A 20,841-nucleotide genomic window follows, 5' to 3' on the forward strand; every position below is an offset into this window, starting at 1 on the left:
CATATGAAGCCGACAGACAAAGATTAAATCCGAAAGACTCCCTATGGGCTCGATTCAAAGTCATATTTGGTCGAGAGAAATATTTGTACTTACTAGCACTTCCAGGTCTTCTCTTCTTTTTAATCTTCAAGTACTTCCCGCTATGGGGGCTAGGTTTAGCATTTAAAAACTATTCTCCATACCTAGGGTTCTGGGAAAGCGAATGGGTCGGATTCAAATATTTTCGTGAGTTTTTCACGAATCCAGACTTCTTTCTCTTATTTAGAAATACGATGGCGATTAGCTTGCTAAATATCATCTTCTTCTTCCCAATTCCGATCGTTCTTGCATTGCTCATTAACGAGGTTCGGAGTATGAGATTTAAGAAAGTAATACAAACGATAGTTTATTTACCTCACTTTTTATCTTGGGTAATCATTGCTGGTATCTGTTTTATTATTCTTGGACAGAGCGATGGAATTGTTAACAAGATTATTGTCGAGCTTGGCGGTCAGCCAATCGCTTTCTTGACAGAGCCGAATTACTTCTGGGGTTTGTTAACTGCGCAGAGCATATGGAAAGAAGCCGGGTGGGGTACAATCATCTTCTTGGCTGCAATTGCAGGTATCAATCAAGAAATGTATGAGGCGGCTCAAATTGATGGTGCGAACCGTTGGAAACAGATTATGAAGATTACAGTGCCTTGCATCAGGAGTACAATCGTCGTGTTGCTCATACTCAGGCTCGGTCAAGTGATGGAGGTAGGGTTTGAACAGATCTTCTTGATGATGAGTTCTCCCGTAGCGCATGTTGCGGATGTCTTTGATACATATGTGTATCGGGCTGGGATACAGAATGGTCGTTTCAGTTATGCGACAGTCGTTGGAGTATTCAAGTCGGTTGTTGGTCTTGTACTTGTAGTAACAGCCAATCGTTTAGCTAAAAAATTCGGCGAGGAGGGTCTTTACTAATGAATAAGTCCCTCGGCTATAAAGTGACAAACGGCATCATTTATACGGTGCTCAGTTTAATCGGGCTTGTAACACTACTACCTTTTCTTTATGTCATTATCGTATCCTTTACAGATCCTTCGGAATATTTGAGCAAGCCATTAATTATTATTCCGGAAAACTGGAGTCTTTCCTCCTATAAGTACATTCTATCAACCAAGATGTTTATGAGCTCATTAGGGGTTAGTGCCTTCTTAGCTATTGTCGGCTCTGCGATTAGTATTATGGTGACGAGTGCCTTGGCGTATTCTCTATCACGGAAACGATTCTTCGGGAAGAAGTTTTTCCTAGTTGCTATTCTAATGACGATGTTGTTCAACCCAGGAATGATTCCAAATTTCATGTTAGTTGAAGGATTAGGTCTTATTGACTCCATCTGGTCGTTGATATTACCGGCAATTACAAGCGCATGGTATGTATTCTTGATGAAGAACTTCTATCAGGAACTGCCGGAGGAGTTAGAGGAAGCAGCGAAGATTGATGGATGTAATGATATCGGAGTCTTTTTCAAAATTATGTTCCCGATCTCGCTGTCAGCGGTTGCTGCATTCGGTCTATTCTTTGCAGTAGGTTTCTGGAATACGTACTTCAATGGCGTTTTATACATCAACTCAGATGAACTTCGGCCGATGCAGGTTGTGCTGCAGATGATGCTGATACAAGCTTCAACGAATATAGCAGATCCATCCGTAGCTGCAATGCTACAGAGTGAGCAGATGCTTCCTCCAGAGACGATTAAAATGGCTGCAGTAGTCGTCGCTTCTCTACCTATCATTATGGTCTACCCGTTCCTTCAGAAGTACTTTGTTAAGGGTATGTTGGTTGGCTCCGTAAAGGGTTAAGGGGTAAACCAAGCTTATATATTAATTTATTAGATAAAAGGGAGGGTTTTTACAAATGAAAAAAAGAAGTTGGATGACCATGTTATTGGTGTTAGTTCTCACTACAAGCATGTTGGTGGGTTGTGCAAAGGGTGGTGAGACCAATTCTGCTGGAGATGCTTCCAAGTCCAAGCAACAAAAGCCAGTTGAAATCAATATCGGTACGATGACTTATGGTGAATCCCCTAGTAGTGATCTTGAAAGCATTCTACAGCTGAATGAAAAATTGAATGTAAAGCTTCAGATCGACTTCTATCCAATTAATAACTATAAAGAAAAGTTGAATGCATTGCTTGCTTCGAAGAGTTTGCCAGATGTCGTTCTCATCGAGGATATTAATGACCCTGCATTCTCAACTGCAATAGATCAAGGTGCATTCTGGGATTTGACTCCTTTCCTGCCAGACTATCCTAATCTAGCAGGCTATCCGGAGAATGCAATTAACAATATTAAGTTCAAAGGAAAATCTTATGGTATTCCACGCGTTCGTCCATTGGACGGGCATGAGTCGCTGTTGATTCGTGAAGACTGGCTCAAAAACGTAGGATTGACTGCTCCTACTACTATGGAAGAGTTCTACAAAGTGTTAGAGGCCTTTACAAAGAATGACCCGGACAAAAACGGTAAAAACGATACTTACGGTATGGTACAGGCAAGTGTCAGTCCTTATATGATGACGATGTTTGGTGCAGGTACATCGTGGAAGGAAACAGCTGATGGCGGTCTTGAGCCATACTGGCTAACAGCTGAAGCGAGAGAAGCGCTTGAATTCTGGAGCAAGGCTTATGGTGATGGTCTTATTACACCGGACTTACCAGTTATGAAGTCAAGCCAAGTGAAAGAAATGATGATTCAAGGCAAAGCGGGCATCTCATTCGGTAATATTAACGAAGCATTTATGTTTGGCCAAGAGTTGCAGAAGGTTAAGCCTGAAGCTGAGTTGAAGGCGTATGAAATTCCAGCTGCAAAAGACGGCAAGAAATACAATGAGCAAGCTTATGGTTATTATGGATTGTTCCTAGTTAACAAATCGGTTAGTGAAGACAAGCTCAAGAAGATTCTTGAAGTTTACAACGAAACGGCTACTCAAGAAGGCTACAATCTCGTGACTTATGGTATCAAAGACAAGGATTATACCGTTTCTGAAGATGGTTCTATTGTTCAAACAGATGAAGGTAAGAAGCAAGGATACGGTACAGCGACAACAGCACAATGGATTTCTGGTTTCTTCAATAAATACCAACGTGCTGAAGGACCTGGAATGCCAGCAGAAGTATTAGAGTACAATCGTAAGCTGATCGATACAATCTCAGAATCTTCGATTAAGAATCCTGCTGCAGGATTGCCAAATACCGAAGCGTGGATGGAAAAAGGCGGCGATTGGCAGAAGAAGTTTGTTGATATGTATACAAATGTCGTTATCAAAAAATCCAGCTTGGAGGATTGGGACAAGTTTATTAATGGACTGAAAGCAGACCCTAGCTTCCAGCAGCATCTCAAAGATACTAGCGATGCTTACAAAGCAAGTAAGTAATTAAGTAATTAAATAAGCCCGGTAAGTTCGAATAGTCAGTCGAGTTTGCCGGGCTTATCCTTTTTACCAATTCATATGGGGGGAAAAGAAGTGGAAATGTTGAATAGAGCTGCACGGATGGAAACAAGATGTATCAGTTCATTAATCAAGGTATTTGCTGATGAAGAACTGCATGCACCAACTCAACTTAGAGGCTCGGCACTACTTGGTGAATCCTATTCTTTCCAGGTTGCATATCGGGCAAATGTACTTATGCGGTCGCTTCAAGTTCGGGCCGAGCAATCCGAGTTGGGGCCCAATATCACTGTGCGAACTGTAGAGCTAGTGCCTGCTAATATGGTGAGCTATCACGATGCAGATGAACATGTCTTAAGAAGCACGTCGGGTCTTTATCCAGATGCGTTAATTCCGTTCGATACGAATCGGGGTTTAACTGGTTATCCGAATCAATGGCGCTCAATATGGATCACTGTTGAGGTGCCGCTCAATGCTAAGGCGGGATTATTTGATATTTGTATCCAAATCGCAAATGATAGCGGCGAACTAGTAAGTGAGGAAACATTTACGCTGGAAGTGATCGCGGCAACATTGCCGGAGCAGTCGCTTATACATACGGAATGGTTCCATGTAGACTGCTTGGCTACCTACTATAAAGCGGACATATTTAGCGAGTACCATTGGCAGTTGATTGAGCAATACATCCACACCGCGGTGAAACATGGAATGAATATGATTCTAACCCCTTTGTTTACACCGCCGTTAGACACGGAGATCGGGGGAGACCGCCCAACCATACAACTTGTTCAAGTAGAACGGACAGGAGAGAAGTATAACTTCACTTTTGAGCGATTAAAGCGTTGGATAGAGTTGTGTGACCGCAGTGGCGTGAAATATTTTGAGTTCTCCCATCTATTCACACAATGGGGTGCCAAGCATGCACCAAAAGTAATGGCTATGGTTGATGGTCAATTAAAGCAACTATTTGGATGGGATACCGATTCTAGAGATCCGGAGTACACGGGATTCCTTACGTTATTTTTACAAGAGCTTTTAGCGTTTGTAAAAGAGAATGGTTTAGAGCAGCGAGTTTATTTCCATCTATCGGATGAACCAAATCTTGCGGACATGGATACTTATCGTGCAGCGAGCGAACTTATTGGGCCAATTCTAGAAGGTTTTCCGATCATTGATGCGCTCTCTGAGTATGAATTTTATGAAAGTGGTTTAATTAAGCATCCGATTCCAGCGAGCAATGGTATTCAACCATTTCTGGATCATGGCGTAGAGGGGTTATGGACTTATTATTGCTGTGCCCAATACAAGCTCGTTTCTAATCGCTTTCTTCATATGCCGTCATCACGCAATCGTGTACTCGGGATGCAAATTTATAAGCTAAAACTTAAAGGATTTTTGCATTGGGGTTACAACTTCTGGTATGCGCAGTTCTCAAAGTATCCGATTGATCCATTTCAAGTGACGGATGCAGGAGGTGGATTTCCAGCGGGCGATGCATTTTTGGTATATCCAGGCGCTGAGGGGCCGATCGAGTCGATCAGGCTGGAGGTCCTTACGGAAGCTCTGCAAGATTTACGCGCACTTGAGCTACTCGAGCAGAAAGTCGGAAGAGAGGCAGTAATCGCCTTATTGGAAGATGGCTTGGAGCAAGAATTATCCCTTGAAGTATACCCACAAGAGGCAGAATGGTATATCCGTAAGCGTGAAGAGATTAACCGTCTGGTTAGCGAGAATTCTTGTTCAGAATAGTAATGACAGGTAGAAGGAGTCTATATCGAGTTCATGAGTAGAGGAGTATCTAATATGGCATCATTCACAGTGCAAGGAGATCAATTTCTTTATGAGGGTACACCCCTTACGCTTGTGTCAGGAGCGATTCACTATTTTCGCGTAATTCCTGAGTATTGGAAGGATCGATTGAGCAAGCTGAAGGCTTGCGGCTTTAACACGGTAGAAACGTATGTTGCATGGAATATTCATGAGCCTCAGGAAGGTAAGTTCTGTTTTACGGGTATGGCGGATATCGTCACATTTATCGAAACAGCAGCAGAGTTAGGTTTGCATGTTATCGTACGCCCAAGTCCTTACATCTGTGCGGAGTGGGAGTTCGGTGGAATGCCGGCCTGGCTGCTTGCCGAGGATGGGATGCGCTTGCGCTGCTATGACGAGGTATTTTTATCTAAGATAGATTCTTATTATGATGTGCTGCTGCCGAAGCTGAAGCCGTTGTTATGTACGAATGGCGGCCCGATCATCGCGATGCAGATAGAGAATGAGTACGGAAGCTATGGGAATGACCTGAAATATCTAGAACATATACAGGAGAGCATGATCTCACGCGGGATGGACATCCTGCTGTTCACCTCAGATGGCCCTGAAGATTTCATGCTGCAAGGCGGCATGGTTCCAGGAGTTCTTGAAACCGTTAATTTTGGCTCGAGAACGGAGGAAGCCTTTAATAGTTTGAAGCAGGTGCAGCCGGATAAGCCGCTAATGTGTATGGAGTATTGGAACGGGTGGTTCGATCATTGGAACAAGCCGCATCATACGCGAGATGCACAGGATGCTGTGCATGTGTTTGAGGATATGCTGAAGGCTGGCGGATCGGTTAACTTTTATATGTTTCATGGCGGAACAAACTTTGGATTCTACAATGGTGCCAATAATCACGGGATATATGAGCCAACGGTAACTAGCTACGACTATGACAGCCCACTGACAGAATGGGGGGACGTTACGGAGAAGTACATTCTGTTAAGGGAGCTTATTGCAAAATATCTCGATACGGAGCTAATGCCGCTTCCTGAGCCTGTTCGCAAGATGGATTATGGCAGTGTTCAGATGAAGCCAGTAGCACCGCTGTTTGACCTACTGCCAGTGCTGTCGACGCCTGTGCAACGAACTTGCCCAGAGCCGATGGAGAAGCTTGGACAGGATTATGGCTTCATTTTATATACAACGAAGGTTTCCGGTCCTAGACAAAATTGTTCACTGGTCTTGCAGGAGGTACATGATCGTGCGCTCGTATTTCTCGATGGAGAGTATAAGGGAGTTATTGAGCGTTGGGATCCGCAGCCGATTGAGTTCCATGTACCAGAGGGCGGAGCAGAGCTTCGTATTCTAGTCGAGAATATGGGCAGAACAAACTATGGACCGTATTTAAGAGATTGTAAGGGAATTACCGAGGGTGCGAGATTGGGATTCCAGTTCCTATTTGATTGGACGATTCATAGTCTACCAATGGACAATATCGATCTACTACATGAACCTGTTGTTAATGTTGAGGAAGGAAAAGAAGGACCTGCATTTTATAAAGGCTCCTTCCATATTGAGCAAGAGGCAGATATCGCAGACACCTTCCTAGCACTTGAGGGCTGGACAAAGGGAATTGTATTCGTAAATGGCTTCAATCTCGGACGTTATTGGGAGGCGGGACCGCAAAAGACGCTTTATGTTCCAGGGCCATTGCTGCATGCCGGTGAGAATGAGATTGTTGTGTTCGAATTGCATGGTACGAATGACCTGCAAGTTACACTTCAGGATCAACCGGACTTAGGGTGATATTACTATGGGTTCAGTAGGAGGAGACCTTGAATGGGCATCAGAAAGAGACGGATTTCAATTATAGTAGCATTCTGTATGACATTCCTACATCTTGGTTGAGCATGTGAAGACATTCAAGGATATGGACAATCATTGGGCTAAGGAAGATGTAGACTATCTGGTGAGGCTGCTGCAGTTCTGCAACGAATGCTTCGCTGAGATGAATGGATCGTGGAAAGGGTGTAAGGACATGTGGAAACATGCAATTGAAGATGCAATGGAGAAGATCAAAAATAATGTGGAGCGTTTCGGAGATCGCTTCCCACATGTCAGTGTTAACGGCAGGTATGAATTGAACAATAATGATGATTGGACGAACGGGTTCTGGAGCGGAATGCTGTGGCTGTGCTACGAGTATTCTGGCGACGAGGCTTACCGTGAGGCAGCACGCCTTACGGTAAAAAGCTTCAAGCGGAGAATGGAACAGAACATCGTTCTTGATCATCATGACATTGGATTCCTCTATACCTTATCCTCGCAGGCGCAATGGGTGGTGGAGCAGGATGAGGAATCAAGAGAATTGACACTACAAGCGGCAGATGTACTCATGCGTCGTTGGCGCGAGGATGGACAGTATATTCAAGCTTGGGGACTGTCTGGTGATGCACAGCATGGGGGACGAATGATCATTGATTGTCTCATGAATCTCCCGCTGTTGTTCTGGGCTTATCAACAAACAGGGGAAGAGCGTTATCGTCAGGTTGCGATTAAGCAAGCTGATCAAAGCCAGCGATATCTTGTGCGTGGGGATGATAGCTCATACCATACGTTTGTGTTTGATACGGAAACAGGTGAAGCGCTTGGCGGAGCGACTCATCAAGGATTTACGAACGGATCTACATGGGCTCGTGGTCAAGCATGGGGTATTTATGGCTTTTCCCTTGCCTATCGCTACACAGGACATAAAGTTTACTTGGACACGGCGAAGCGTATGGCATCCTATTTTATTGGGCAACTGCCAGAAGATTATGTGGCTTATTGGGACTTTGATGCTCCGGTTAATGCGAATACGTATCGAGACAGTTCCGCTTCAGCGATCGCCGCAGCTGGCTTGATCGAGATGCTAAGTCTTCTTGACGATACAGATCCCGATCGCGCTGAGTTTGAAGAGAAGTTTGAGCTGTCGATGACCTCACTCGTGCTTCATTATTCAACTATTGGCGAAGAAGGAGCCGAGGGATTATTAAAACATGGGTCCTACTATGTACGAGGAAATGTAGCTCCAGATGATTATATGATATGGGGCGATTATTTCTACCTCGAAGCACTGATACGTTTGGAAAAAGGAATAAAAGGATACTGGTACGAGTCACAACCTTTACAAGAAACTCGGTGATTAAACAATGACAACTATCGCACTCATACTCGTGTTAGCATCTGGTTTTACGCATTCAATATGGAATTTGTTTGCGAAACGTAGCATGAACAAAGATGTGTTCCTATGGATGATTAATATCCCGTGTTTTTTGCTGCTTACTCCATATCTGATTGAATGGCTAGTAAGCAATACGATTCCATTGAAAGCTTACGGCTTAATACTGCTATCTATAATGCTGCAGAGCGGGTATTTCATACTACTATCGAAGGCGTATCAGTTCGGTGATATTTCGCAGGTTTACCCGATTATGCGTGGGACAGGAGCACTGCTCGTTCCTGTCCTAAGTGTACTTATGTATAACGAGTCCCTTTCCATCTTCGGATGGGCAGGTTTAATGCTTATTATTTATGGAATGATCCGCATCGGTGGCTTTAAGTTGAATCGAACATTGCTGCAAGATAAGAAGTATATGAAGGGTCTTATGTATGCTCTTGGGGTTGGTTTATGCATAACAGGCTATACCCTGACAGATAAGAACATATTGGAATTCATGCCACCGCTTGCATTACTGGCCCTGTGCAACATTGGCTATATGCTTGTTCTAACATTGCCTGCCTTGCGCTCGAAAGCGGTCAAGACGGAGTGGAAGATCAATAAGGTGCCACTTATAGTCGGCTCCATTTTATCGCCAGGATCTTACTTGTTATTCTTATTTGCTATGAATCTAGGCCCTTTAGCACATCTGTCTCCGATCCGAGAGATAGGCACCGTCTTCGGGACACTGCTAGGCATAATAGTCTTGAAGGAACAGCAGGGTAGAATGCGGGTCATGATGTCGATTGCGATTACGGCAGGGATAATTATTATTGGAACACTTGGATAGATGAAGAATTGTACAACTAAACTTGGAATATGGAGGGTGGCTAACTATGAATAAAGGACAAATTTCCGTTAAGCTGGAACAGAATAATACCTACTTCACGATTGAGGCTGAAGAAGAGTACGAATGGTTCGCGATTCGATTTACTTATGAGAAGGAGAAATCGTGGGGACGATTACATTTGTTTGATTCGGAAAAACATATTCGATTCTGCTTTCTGGATGGTGGAAACGAGCGGCTCATTGTCGTTCATAACCAACCGGAATTAACGAGTTCAATAGCGGTGCCAGGGCCGATTATGACCGGCACATGGATGCTTGAAGTTTCAAATGAAGAAGGCAGAACTTTTGAAGCTGAGTGGGAATTTGGTTGTGGCACATTGCCAGACGAGTATGTATCTGCGCAAATTCAGGGCGAACGTGAGTATTGGAACAGCGGCAAGCTGAATGCTGGCTTCATAATGGAAAACTATGACTGGGCGAAGATATGGCAGGCAGGAAGCCGTTGGTACAAGGGGGATTTCCATACGCATACCGTGTTGTCCGATGGCAAGATGACTCAGCTTATGAATCGTGAGCAGGCACTGAAGCAAGGTATGGATTTCTTTGTAGCGACAGATCACAATGTAATGTCTACATCTTGGGCTAAAGGAGATGCGCTCGTCATTCCAGGTGTAGAGGTAACAGCTGGCGACGGACATTGGAATGCACTTGGACTTCGAAAATGGATCGATTGGCGAGCAACCTCACCGGATGGAGGCCTAACCACTCAGCAGGGTATGGATCGATTGATGAAAGAGGCGGCAGAGCTGGGGGCGATTTGCTCAATTAATCATCCGATGCTGACGCCATGGGCTTGGCTATACGGAGAGACGCAGTTGGAGGGAGTACATTCCATGGAAATATGGAATGACCCGACCTTTTCTCCTAACAATGTAGCTACCGAGAAAGCATTGCAGTTATGGACAGCAAGCTGGAATGAAGGCTACCGCATTACAGGTATTGGCGGCTCTGACTCACATATGCTACCAACTGAGAGCTATGATGATAGCCCAATTCCTTCTTTAATCGGGGATCCTGCTACGTATGTGTGGTGTGATGATCTGAGTGCAGATGCAGTATTAGAAGGTGTGCGAAATGGGCATGTTTATGTATCGCGTGGTCCAGTGATTGATGCATCGATTCAAGCTGGTGGTAATACTTATCGCTTCGGCTGTGACCTGTCTGCTGCATTCAGTCAGGAACAAGGAGAAATAGCATCTCATGAGGTGACTTGCACATTAAGCGTAGCAAGTGATGTCAACGCTCGAGTGACACTGATCCACAACGGAATTGCTGAATCGGTAAGGGATGTATCTATAACGGCCACAGGAGAAGTACCTGAGGTGCTGGAATGGAATATAGCTTTAGAAGAGGGGACGTATAACTGGTATCGCTTTGACATTCGTGATGAAGCGGGGACGCTGCTCGCCTTTACGAATCCAGTTTATTATGGTTCTAAGAAGCCGCAGATCACAACTTATAACGAGCTCTTGGCAAGTGCGAACCTGACGTGAAAATAGATGCTGCATTTATTGTTGAAGCTAGCGGATAAGACAATTTTACAAACCGTATACACGTAAATAGGCTACCCAGGTTCTGAGCTCAGGTGAATTGTGATTTCGCATAGCTACAATTCGGGTCCGCCATGTAAAACCACATCAGCAAGAGGATGTGGTTTTTGCTTTATTTACAATCTCTAGGGTCCTCGTAACAATTTGACCATATTTTTTTGTATAATAGGATCCTTTTTTAAGGAAAATGTAGAATTCTAGTATTTGGAAGGTTAATATGTTAGATTATGTATGAATTATCTAGATGTGATTACGGCTATTTGCCATTTTGGATGAGTATCTTCAAATAACTAGATTAATAGTGCTGCCTTTAGGTTCCTTTCATTGAGATATTTGATCTTTCATTAATAGCTAGAAGGAGAATACTATGAAAATAATACTTTTATCTGGCGGATCTGGAAAGCGATTATGGCCGTTGTCAAACGACTATCGTTCGAAACAGTTTATAAAGGTAATGAATAGTGATAATGGCATTAATGAAAGTCAAACTTCAATGATCCAACGAGTATGGAACAACTTAAAAAAGTATGATCTTGCTTCTTCGGCGATCATTGCAGCAAGCAGGGTACAGCAAGAGGTCATCGAATCTCAACTTGGCGATGATGTTACTCTCGTGCTCGAGCCCGTTAAGAGGGATACTTTCCCGGCAATATGTCTAGCATCGAGTTTTTTGCATACAAAATGGAATGTGAACGAAGATGAGGTAGTTGTAGTCATGCCTGTCGATGTTGAATCGGATGAAGGCTTTTTTGCTGCTATTAAGCAGCTTGCGCTTGAATTTGAATCATCGACAGCAAATATAGGGCTTATTGGCTTGAAACCGACACATCCTTCAGAGAAGTTCGGTTATATTCTTCCTGATTCTTCAGATGATAATGCAGCTTTGTTAACAATTGACCGATTTGTTGAAAAGCCTGCTTCAGACGAAGCATCACAATTGATTGCTTTGGGTGCGCTATGGAATTGCGGGGTATTTGTTTTCCGCTTAGGCTATCTACTTCAATTATTGGATGCGTCACAACGGCCTAGGCAATACGAGGAGCTTCTTACTCAATATCACACGATGCCTGCCATCAGCTTTGATTATGAAGTGGTTGAGAAGGAAAGAAACGTTGTCGTGAAACCGTATGAAGGAAAATGGAGTGATCTGGGAACCTGGGATGAATGGACAACCACGATGCCAAGTTACTTGAATGGAAAAGGTATTCTAAGTGAGGATAGTGTAAATACACATATCGTCAATGAATTGCAGATCCCAATCGTTGTGATGGGGATTTCCAATGCAATTATCGCGGCCAGTCCAGACGGGATTTTGTTCGCGGATAAAAAACTCAGTCCCAAGCTAAAGGAACTGATAGAGCCCATTTCAGCAAGGCCTATGTACGAAGAGACCCTATATGGATGGTACCGTGTGATTGATATAGAGAAAAACGAGATGGACCAGCACGTAGTTACGAAGCGGGTGCATGTATGGGCTAGAAAACATATTAGCTACCAGATTCATACGATGCGCGAAGAAATATGGACGATTATTAGCGGAAATGGGGATGTCGTTGTTGATGAGCAACGCTTTACCGTGAGTTCAGGCGATGTGATTCATATTAAGTGTGGATCGAAACATGCAATTAGGGCGATAGATGGCCTTGACCTGATTGAGGTTCAAATTGGTGTTGAAGTTAGTGAAGAAGACATAACAAGATATGACTACGACTGGGAAGAGCACAGGCTCCTAAGGAAAGGAAGAATATTCGTATGAAGCCTGTACGTATTGGGGATGCACTGTTGAGCGAAGGCTTAATTACGAACGAACAGCTGCAAGAAGCTATCGATTACCAGACAAGATTTGGCGGTCGCCTAGGCGATATTATTATGAAACTAGAAGGTGTGGATCGCGAAGCGATTCAATTATTCACTCAGCAGCTTCCAAGCAAAGGACGCCTAGGCGAAATGCTGGTGAATACAGGGCAGATTACGCAAGAACAGCTGGATCAAGCTCTTTTGTTTCAACAGAAAAGTGGAGGTATTCTGGGAGATATTTTGTTATCGTTCCGTTTTATTGAACCTGATCAGCTATATCGGGCCATTGCCACTCAGAATAATATGGGTCGTATCGGCGTGGAGTTTTCATTTGAGCAGGAGCATAAATTGCCAGAAACGATGGCCCGTGCTTATAATGCGATTATTTTAAATAGAGATTTCAACCGGTACTTGGTAGCGGTGAGTAGCATTCTATCTCAGGAACAGGTGAGGGAACTAGAAAGATACCTGGACAGCCCGATTGAACAAGTAATGGCAACTAGAGACGAGATGGAATTATTCTGGAAAGAAGTTTACGTCGAGGAGCTCATGTTGGAAAGTACGGATAAGCTTATAGCCGAAAAACCAGAAGATTCCGCACATATTACGTTTACGAAAAGACAAACCATTGGATTACTTATATCCGGTGTATTATTTGTGGGCGGTTTGATATGGGATTGGCTATGGACATTAATCATATTTAACATCGTTGTTCAAATCGGATATTTATTGATGTCGGTCTTTAAATATTCCATTTTAATCTACGGGGCAAAGGAATCAGCTCAGCTTAGGTACACGGAGGAAGAAATTGCAGCTATAGATGAAAGATCCTTGCCGGTATATAGCATACTGGTTCCTATCTATAAGGAAAGCAATATCATTCCACAGCTTATTCGAAATATTGAAAACTTAGATTATCCTAGATCGAAATTGGATGTCAGGCTGCTAATTGAAGAGGACGATGTCGAAGCCCAGGAATTACTGAGAGCGTTTAAGCCTCCATCTTATTTTACGGTGCTTGTTGTGCCGCACAGCTTGCCCAAGACTAAACCAAAAGCTTGCAACTACGGTCTTATACGGGCAAGAGGAGAATATGTAGTTATTTATGATGCGGAAGATCGTCCCGATCCAGATCAACTGAAAAAGGTATACCTTGCCTTTCAGGCGAGTCAAGAAAATGTTTGCTGTATACAGGCAAAGCTTAATTATTACAACAGCAATCAAAATCTGCTAACCCGCTGGTTCACTCATGAATATAGCATGTGGTTTGAATTGCTTCTGCCAGGAGTAATGCAACTCGATATTCCAATACCTTTGGGAGGCACTTCAAACCATTTTAAGACGGATGTATTGAAGAAAATTAATGCGTGGGATCCGTACAACGTGACGGAAGACGCGGATCTTGGAGTTCGACTATATAAAGAAGGATACAAGACGGCTATTGTTGACTCCAGAACATGGGAAGAAGCAACGAGCCGAGTAGGCAACTGGATTAGACAGCGGTCGAGGTGGATTAAGGGTTATATGCAAACATGGCTTGTCCATATGCGTAACCCGGTTCAGCTTTGGCGTGACCTCGGAGCAAAAGGCTTTTTTGGCTTTCAAGCGATGGTGCTTGCAACTCCCATGCTGCCTTTATTAAACCCTATATTTTGGACAATGCTGTTGCTGTGGTATTTGGCGAAAGTAGAAATCATACCTCTATTTTTCCCAGGTCCAATTTATTATTTTGCCGCATTTGAATTGTTTATTGGCAATTTTATTTTTGTATATAGTCTTACTGTTGGTATTTACTGGGTAACAAGAGATTTACATAATAAAGGAAATAAAGTATTTTCATTTTCACTTATCAAATACACATTGTTGACGCCGATTTATTGGGTGTTGATGAGTATCGCAGCAATTAAGGCGGCAATCCAACTCGTCACCAAGCCATTTTATTGGGAAAAAACGACTCACGGACACGCTACAATGGATACACATCATGCAAATTCAAAAATGGATACATCGATGTAGGCCAACAAATAAATGGATAGGTGAATTGAATGTCAGTTACATGGAAACGATCAAAATATATTATCTTTTTTTTGGTTTTGTTACTAGAGTTGGGGGTAGGATATTACCTAACATCCATTTATGGATTTATGTCGGGAGACGCTTCAAGCCGTGTAGCTAATGCTTTCTATGTCCTTTATAGTCGTGAGCCGAGCCTTGCAAATATTGGGTTTGTCTGGAATCCTCTCCCGAGTTTTATGGAGATGATTTTACTTGTATTTTATCCCCTATTCCCAGCACTTGCATCAGAAGGATTAGCTGCCGTTATTGTTTCCAGCTTATTTGCTGCTCTAACTGTAGCGTTATTAGTAAAGGCTGGAAAGCAATTCGGTTTGAACAAATGGTTAAGCATCATCTTTGCACTGCTTTACGCTTTTAATCCGTATATTTTTTATTATGGAGCTAATGGACTAACAGAGGTTATCTTCATTTATTTCATTAACATAGCTGTGATCCAAATGCTGCTCTGGATGCATAAAGATGGTGCAAGACCTTTGGTTATAGCAGCCATTGCAATTGCATTTGCTTTTTGGACACGTTACGAAACTGTATTTTTTGGGGCAGCACTAGCAGTAGCGGTCCTTATCTGGATAATGCAGACCAAAAAAGAATTAATGAAGGAGCGGTTGCAGCAAGTCGAGGGAACGTGGATTCTTCTATTAACGCCGGTTGTTTTCTCAGGATTGTTATGGATTTTCTTCAACTATACAATTATGGGGGATGGATTTTACTTTCTGACATCCAGCTACGGGAATTTAGGACAAGCTACCTTATTAATGGAAGATGAGAAATTTACTTCGCTGGTTAATAACCCTATTTCTACTTTAATTTTCGTTGCGGAGCGTTTATGGTATTTCAGTATACCGCTCATTATTATATTTGTGATGCGTATCATAGAGCGGCGAATATTCAGATGGGATTTTCTCATGCTGCTTATACTTGCACTCTCAATACCTTCGATGCAAGTTATTCTTTTGCTAAGGGGAGGGACTGCAGCGTGGATTCGATACTACATGTATGTATTTCCGATCGTTGTTGCGTGGATTCCTTACGAGATTAGCAAAATGAGATTTCGTAAAGTAGGATCGACCCTGCTCATTATTGGGATGCTTATAAGCGGAGTAGTCATGGGTATGATGATGAATAATCCGAAAATCGCATCCGATGAATATGAGGCTTTCCGTCAAAATAAGCTGTTTGAAGAACAACAAGCTGGCGCAGCGGTAACAGCATTCATTAATAAAAATGTGCCTAACCAGATGATTCTTACAGACTCATTCAGCAGCTTTAGAATTATTATGGGCAGCAGCAATCCTAAAAACTTCGTTATAACAAGTGATGATGATTTTGTAGAATCGCTTGAAAATCCTGCAGAGCATAACATTGATTTTATCCTGCTTCCAAACCCGAAAGCCGTTTTGTCCATAGATGGAGTGAACCAAAAGTATCCGGATCTCTATGAAAATGGAGCAGAGTGGACTACATTGTATCAAGAGTTTAATGGTTATTGGAAACTATATAAGGTGAAGTAGGCTTGAAATAATGAATCCTTCACCTCCTAAGCCCTAAGCTATCATCAACAACAAATCCCCTCGCCTCTACCCAAAACCACATCCGCATGAGGATGTGGTTTTTTGCTTTCTATGACCTGTCTAAAGACTTGAAGAAAAGCATATCCTGCCAGGATTATTAATCCATAAAATGTAAAAATGTCATATGATAATTTGATGACTACAGTCACTATTTATCTTAATTTAAAAGTATTACAATAAAGGATGGTCCTAAAGATTTAACTTTTGCTAGAGTTGAAGCCTAATAGAAATTATAAAATGATACACTGGAGGCTGCTCTTGAAGATGAACCCACAACTGTTACGAGATTTCCCATTCTTCGAACATCTTGATGATGAATATTTAGCTGAAATTGCCAAGTTGTGTAGCGAGCGTACTTATATAAAGGGAGAGTCCATCTTTTTTGAAGGTGAAGAGGGAGAGGAACTCTATCTGGTTATATCTGGAGTTGTTCAAATCTATCAAGATAACCACTCTAGGGATGTAATCCTTTCTATTTTTAGAGAAGGTGATTTCTTTGGAGAGATGGCTTTATTGCAAAATGAAAGAGCACGTTCTGCGTCTGCAAGAACCATTGAGAAATCCACCTTATGTATTCTGAAAAAACGCGATTTCATACCCTTATTAAAAAGTAATCCGGAAATACTAATCGGCATTTTGGAAACAGCGTTAGATCGTCTACGTGATGCCAATAAATTAATAACAGACTTAACCGTTATTGATGTGCGTACGCGCATTGCTCGCGTGTTGCTGCGTCTAACAGAACAGCATGGAGTGCCCTCTGATGAGGGTGTTCTAATCGATTTGAAGCTGACGCATCAACACCTGGCGGATATGACAGGAACGGCGCGCGAGACCGTGACAAAATCATTGCTTGGATTACAGGATGAGCAGTTGATACGTATTGATCAGAGGAAAATACTTGTGTGCAACATAGATAGACTTAGAAAGATACTTGATGTGATTTGAGTTCGAGTATTTGGAAATTGTAATTGGGGTTACAGACCATTTATCACCCAAAATGATATAACAATATTAACAAAGAAAGCGCATATTTGGATTTGTTAATCGTAATGACGCAATGATCATCCATAAATGAAAAGAGGAAATGAAATGAGCGTGAAAAAATTAGTTTTATCTATGTCAGGTACTTTTGTACTGGGGATCATTGTAGGAGGGGCTTTGTTGTATAACAATTCGGTGTATAACTCTGTTAAGGATGCCCTGAATGGAAATGCCACGCAAAATTCGGTAGGTAGCGTTGATATGAGTGGTATGACACAGGTTAACATTCAGGGCATGGATCTTGAAGCAGCAATGATGGCTGTACAGTCGAGTCGTGCAAGTATGTTAGAGGATCAGTTGAAAGATCAAATCGCATCCGTACAAGCCAAGAATGAAACAATCTCAAAACTGAATCAATTGTTAGGAGTGATCAATGAAGAGCTAGCGAAGCTTCCTTCAGGTGCCGAGGCCAACGCTGCTGTAAAGCTGGCAGATGACAAGGGGGCCATGTTTACTGCTATGAGTATGGCTATACCGCAAACAAAAGGGCAACTTGAGAATCTGTTGGGACAAATCAAATCACAGATTGATAGTGCAAGTAATAGTCAGCAAATGGACATGCTGCGCCTGCAAAGTCTAACGAATAAACGTAACGAAGCTTTTGATACAATGACAAATTTTATTAAAAAAATGCAAGATTCCAGAAGTAGTGTTATTGGAAATATGCGGTGATGAGTTAAACCTATGATACCAAGTGCTGCAGTCGATTTTCTACGGGATCATCCGTTATTACGAGGTATTCCTGATGATGAGCTACGAAATGTAATTAATGCTATAAAGCTTGTGTCTTTAGAGGATGGACAGCGACTTCTTATGGAAGAGTCCACCTCTAAGGACTGTTTCATTATATGGCAGGGGAAAGTGCAAGTCACCTCAGTTAACTTAGTTGGGCAGGCACTGCTCTTGGCTGAACTTGGACCGGGAGAGTTAGTCGGAGAGATCGGTCTGATTCGGAACGTACAAAGATCAGCTAGTGTTACGGCAATCGGGCCAGTACAAGCGTTGCGTCTAGACCGTTCCTCGTTCGAATATTTGGCGAAGCTGAGTCCGTTATTTTATGAAAGTGTACTTGTGAACATACGGATCCGAATGATCCATAGTATGCTTCGCAAAGCGACAATTTGGTCGGTCATTCCTGATGCTGAACTTCGGGGTCTTGCAGAGATTACAACGATCAAGAAAGTAACCAAGGGCGAAGAGATTATCGTAGAAGGTGCGGTAATGGATCAATTTCTCATGATTAGTAGCGGGAGTATCGAACTTCACGGTCAAAAGCGGCGTAAGACTGTTCTTCGTGAAGGGGATTTTTATGGAGAGACAGAGTTACTAACAGACACGGCTTCCTCACACACGTTGATCGCGATAGAAGATAGTGAATTGCTAATCATGGGCAAGTTAGAATTCTTAACTATACTCGATTATTACGCTCCGGTTCGTCAACAACTCATTGAGTTTCTAAATATGCGAACACCCCATCTGATGGAGAGAGTTACAATTGCTTTTGGCGAGGAGTCTATTATCGAGGATAATGAATTGCTACCTAAAGCCAAAGACAATTGGATTAACCAGTTGCTATGGTTGGTCGGTGGATTCCTTGTCTTATCCTTCTTGGCACTGTTCCTTCATAGCCAATGGTGGAAGATCGCCGCCTTAATTGTTGGAGGTGTGGTGGGTCCCCTAGCATTCGTAGCTTTTGTGAGAAATCAGCAGTTAATAGGCTTTCGTCAGAGGAGGCTTGGTCTAGTTTTTGCGTCTACCGGAATTGTCGCTATCCCTCTGGCTTGGTATTTAGAGCGGATTTGGCTTTTTGAAGCAAAAGCAAGTTCCTTTGACTTTTCGCAGTTTTACGTACCTTTGTCTGTAGCTCTAATAGAAGAAACTGCAAAATTATTAGTCTGTGTGATGCTCGTTCGAACGCGAAAAATCCATTTTCTGATGGATGCAGTGGTGTTTGGTGCCGCAGCAGGAATGGGATTTGCTGCAGTGGAAAGTATTATTTATGGATGGGTGCATATAGACGAAGCCTCTTCACTTGGGATGCTCGCAGTCCTATGGATGAGAGCATTATTATCGCCATTCGGTCATGGAACATGGACTGCGATTGCAACTGTGGGTATCTGGTATGCAAACAGCATGCATAAGCACTCGAATTTGGGGGACGGTAAGCCGTGGACGAGAGGGATACGTGCAATGGAGATGTTTTTGGCAGCAGTCGTGATGCATGCACTATGGAATTATCACTTTGAATCGGGTCTGATGAAGGCGGGAGCTATGGCTGTAGTCGGGTTTATAGGACTCTATTTATTATTCTCACTTATTCGTAGGGGAAGAAAAGAGGAGTTCCATACATTGAATATGTTGAATCCAACCACGCATGAGGCGATAAGGCATGACGATCAAGTGAAGCCCATGACGCAGGAGCTTTACTGTGAAGGCTGCGGGTCATTGTCTCCTCAGGGTACCCGCTACTGTGCACGCTGTGGCCAAGCATTAAGGGTTAAATGATAATTAACTCTGACGTAGATCCAAAAGCTCCGTTCCTAGCAGAACGGAGTTTTTTACGTGTTTATTTAGAAGCATTTGAAGGATTCCAGTGTAGACCCAAAATCTTCCGTTCCACTGAAACCCCGCAACCGAGGTGCGTCCTACGAAACCGGGTAAAACCAGAATTGATTTCTATTCACGAGCCAAACGTACGTATTCCGAAACAAACAACCAGCGATTGCTCCCGGATCGACAGCCAAGGGCAAAACCGCAGATTGCTGAGGGATGAATTCCGGGGGAGGTGAACTGGGTGCCGTGAGTTCCTGTTCCTCGATGTGGCTGCGACTCACTTAGCTTCTTCACATAAATCGGAGATTGCTTTGTTTTTGGTTAGTTGCAATAGAAGGTCATAGAATTGCTTTCTTTGCTCCATTGAAAGATTCTCCAGCATGTTGTCAGCGACTGTATCCTGGAAAGTAAGAACTTCCTCAATCGTGGATTGTGCAAGTTCCGTAAGCTGGATCAGTGTAGCTCGTCGGTCGGTTGGATCAGGAATTCGAACGAGGAGCTTATCCTGCTCAAGCGCATCAACAAAATCAGTAACGGTGCGTGCTTTGATCCCTAACTTAACAGCTAACTCATTCATACGGATATTGCCTGTTTCGGCAACGACTGAAAGCAGGCGTAACCTGGGACCGGAGAGATGATAAGGCGTATTAAGCGCTAATAACTGGGATTGAAATTCTGTTTTAATGTAGTTGGTTGATCTCATTAATATGTGAATGACGTCTATCGCCTTGGGATGATCTGTGTTCATGGATGTAGTGCCTCCTTGACTTTATTGTCAATTTTTCATACTAAATTTCATGGAAACGGCGAATATGTGTGCACTCTTAATGAGTACACTCTTTATATTATACTCTTATAAGGCGCATCCAGCTATTCTTCCATGTAAATGATATAACTTGACACGCAAGAAAATAATGAGTATCCTCAGTAATATATATTACTGAGGATACTCATTATTTATCTTTTTA

The 20,841-nt window shown here is 42.8% G+C and carries 15 protein-coding genes and 1 pseudogene; 14 read left to right on the plus strand and 2 right to left on the minus strand.

Features of this window, described 5'->3' with window-relative positions:
- Window positions 1-62 precede the first annotated feature (62 nt).
- The 14 genes from NSS87_RS01030 (at window position 63) to NSS87_RS01095 (ending at window position 19,825) form a co-directional block, all read left to right on the plus strand.
- Window positions 63-950, plus strand: coding sequence for an ABC transporter permease subunit (locus NSS87_RS01030; protein WP_339248366.1), 888 nt, complete (start codon window positions 63-65; stop codon window positions 948-950).
- The gene (locus NSS87_RS01035; protein WP_339244278.1) at window positions 950-1,831 is read left to right on the plus strand and encodes a carbohydrate ABC transporter permease; all 882 of its coding nucleotides are present in this window, start codon (window positions 950-952) and stop codon (window positions 1,829-1,831) included. The genes NSS87_RS01030 and NSS87_RS01035 overlap by 1 nt, the downstream gene beginning before the upstream one ends.
- A gap of 55 nt (window positions 1,832-1,886) precedes the next feature.
- Window positions 1,887-3,404: an extracellular solute-binding protein gene (locus NSS87_RS01040; RefSeq protein ID WP_339244280.1), complete on the plus strand. Its 1,518-nt coding sequence runs from the start codon at window positions 1,887-1,889 to the stop codon at window positions 3,402-3,404.
- Between the two features lie 96 nt (window positions 3,405-3,500).
- A complete protein-coding gene (locus NSS87_RS01045) occupies window positions 3,501-5,168 on the plus strand; it encodes a DUF4091 domain-containing protein (protein ID WP_339248369.1) in 1,668 nt (555 codons plus the stop codon).
- Window positions 5,169-5,222: 54 nt separating this feature from the next.
- Window positions 5,223-6,980 carry a beta-galactosidase gene (locus tag NSS87_RS01050; protein WP_339244281.1) on the plus strand — a complete coding sequence of 586 codons (1,758 nt, stop codon included), beginning with the start codon at window positions 5,223-5,225 and terminating at the stop codon, window positions 6,978-6,980.
- A 232-nt stretch (window positions 6,981-7,212) separates the two neighbouring features.
- Entirely contained in the window at window positions 7,213-8,358 is a 1,146-nt protein-coding gene (locus NSS87_RS01055) for a glycoside hydrolase family 88 protein (RefSeq protein WP_339248371.1), read from the plus strand.
- 7 nt (window positions 8,359-8,365) lie between these two features.
- Window positions 8,366-9,223 carry a DMT family transporter gene (locus tag NSS87_RS01060; RefSeq protein WP_339244283.1) on the plus strand — a complete coding sequence of 286 codons (858 nt, stop codon included), beginning with the start codon at window positions 8,366-8,368 and terminating at the stop codon, window positions 9,221-9,223.
- 46 nt (window positions 9,224-9,269) lie between these two features.
- Window positions 9,270-10,775 (plus strand): CehA/McbA family metallohydrolase, encoded by a 1,506-nt coding sequence (locus tag NSS87_RS01065; RefSeq protein WP_339244284.1) that lies wholly within the window; start codon window positions 9,270-9,272, stop codon window positions 10,773-10,775.
- Between the two features lie 424 nt (window positions 10,776-11,199).
- Window positions 11,200-12,588, plus strand: a complete 1,389-nt coding sequence (locus tag NSS87_RS01070; protein WP_339244285.1) for a sugar phosphate nucleotidyltransferase — start codon at window positions 11,200-11,202, stop codon at window positions 12,586-12,588.
- The gene (locus NSS87_RS01075) at window positions 12,585-14,645 is read left to right on the plus strand and encodes a glycosyltransferase family 2 protein (protein WP_339244287.1); all 2,061 of its coding nucleotides are present in this window, start codon (window positions 12,585-12,587) and stop codon (window positions 14,643-14,645) included. The genes NSS87_RS01070 and NSS87_RS01075 overlap by 4 nt, the downstream gene beginning before the upstream one ends.
- A 29-nt stretch (window positions 14,646-14,674) precedes the next feature.
- Entirely contained in the window at window positions 14,675-16,216 is a 1,542-nt protein-coding gene (locus NSS87_RS01080; RefSeq protein ID WP_339244288.1) for a glycosyltransferase family 39 protein, read from the plus strand.
- A 324-nt stretch (window positions 16,217-16,540) separates the two neighbouring features.
- Entirely contained in the window at window positions 16,541-17,224 is a 684-nt protein-coding gene (locus tag NSS87_RS01085; protein WP_339244289.1) for a Crp/Fnr family transcriptional regulator, read from the plus strand.
- 144 nt (window positions 17,225-17,368) lie between these two features.
- Window positions 17,369-17,992, plus strand: a complete 624-nt coding sequence (locus tag NSS87_RS01090; RefSeq protein WP_076299962.1) for a hypothetical protein — start codon at window positions 17,369-17,371, stop codon at window positions 17,990-17,992.
- A gap of 12 nt (window positions 17,993-18,004) precedes the next feature.
- A complete protein-coding gene (locus NSS87_RS01095) occupies window positions 18,005-19,825 on the plus strand; it encodes a cyclic nucleotide-binding domain-containing protein (RefSeq protein WP_339244291.1) in 1,821 nt (606 codons plus the stop codon).
- 3 nt (window positions 19,826-19,828) lie between these two features.
- Here NSS87_RS01095 and NSS87_RS01100 read toward each other — a convergent pair.
- Both NSS87_RS01100 and NSS87_RS01105 read right to left on the minus strand, forming a co-directional pair.
- A pseudogene (locus tag NSS87_RS01100) lies at window positions 19,829-20,118 on the minus strand (hypothetical protein); the annotation flags it as partial.
- Window positions 20,119-20,150: 32 nt separating this feature from the next.
- Entirely contained in the window at window positions 20,151-20,621 is a 471-nt protein-coding gene (locus NSS87_RS01105; protein WP_076286808.1) for a MarR family transcriptional regulator, read from the minus strand.
- Window positions 20,622-20,841: the final 220 nt, after the last annotated feature.

The organism is Paenibacillus sp. FSL F4-0243 (assembly GCF_037963295.1).
Taxonomy (GTDB): domain Bacteria; phylum Bacillota; class Bacilli; order Paenibacillales; family Paenibacillaceae; genus Paenibacillus_AQ.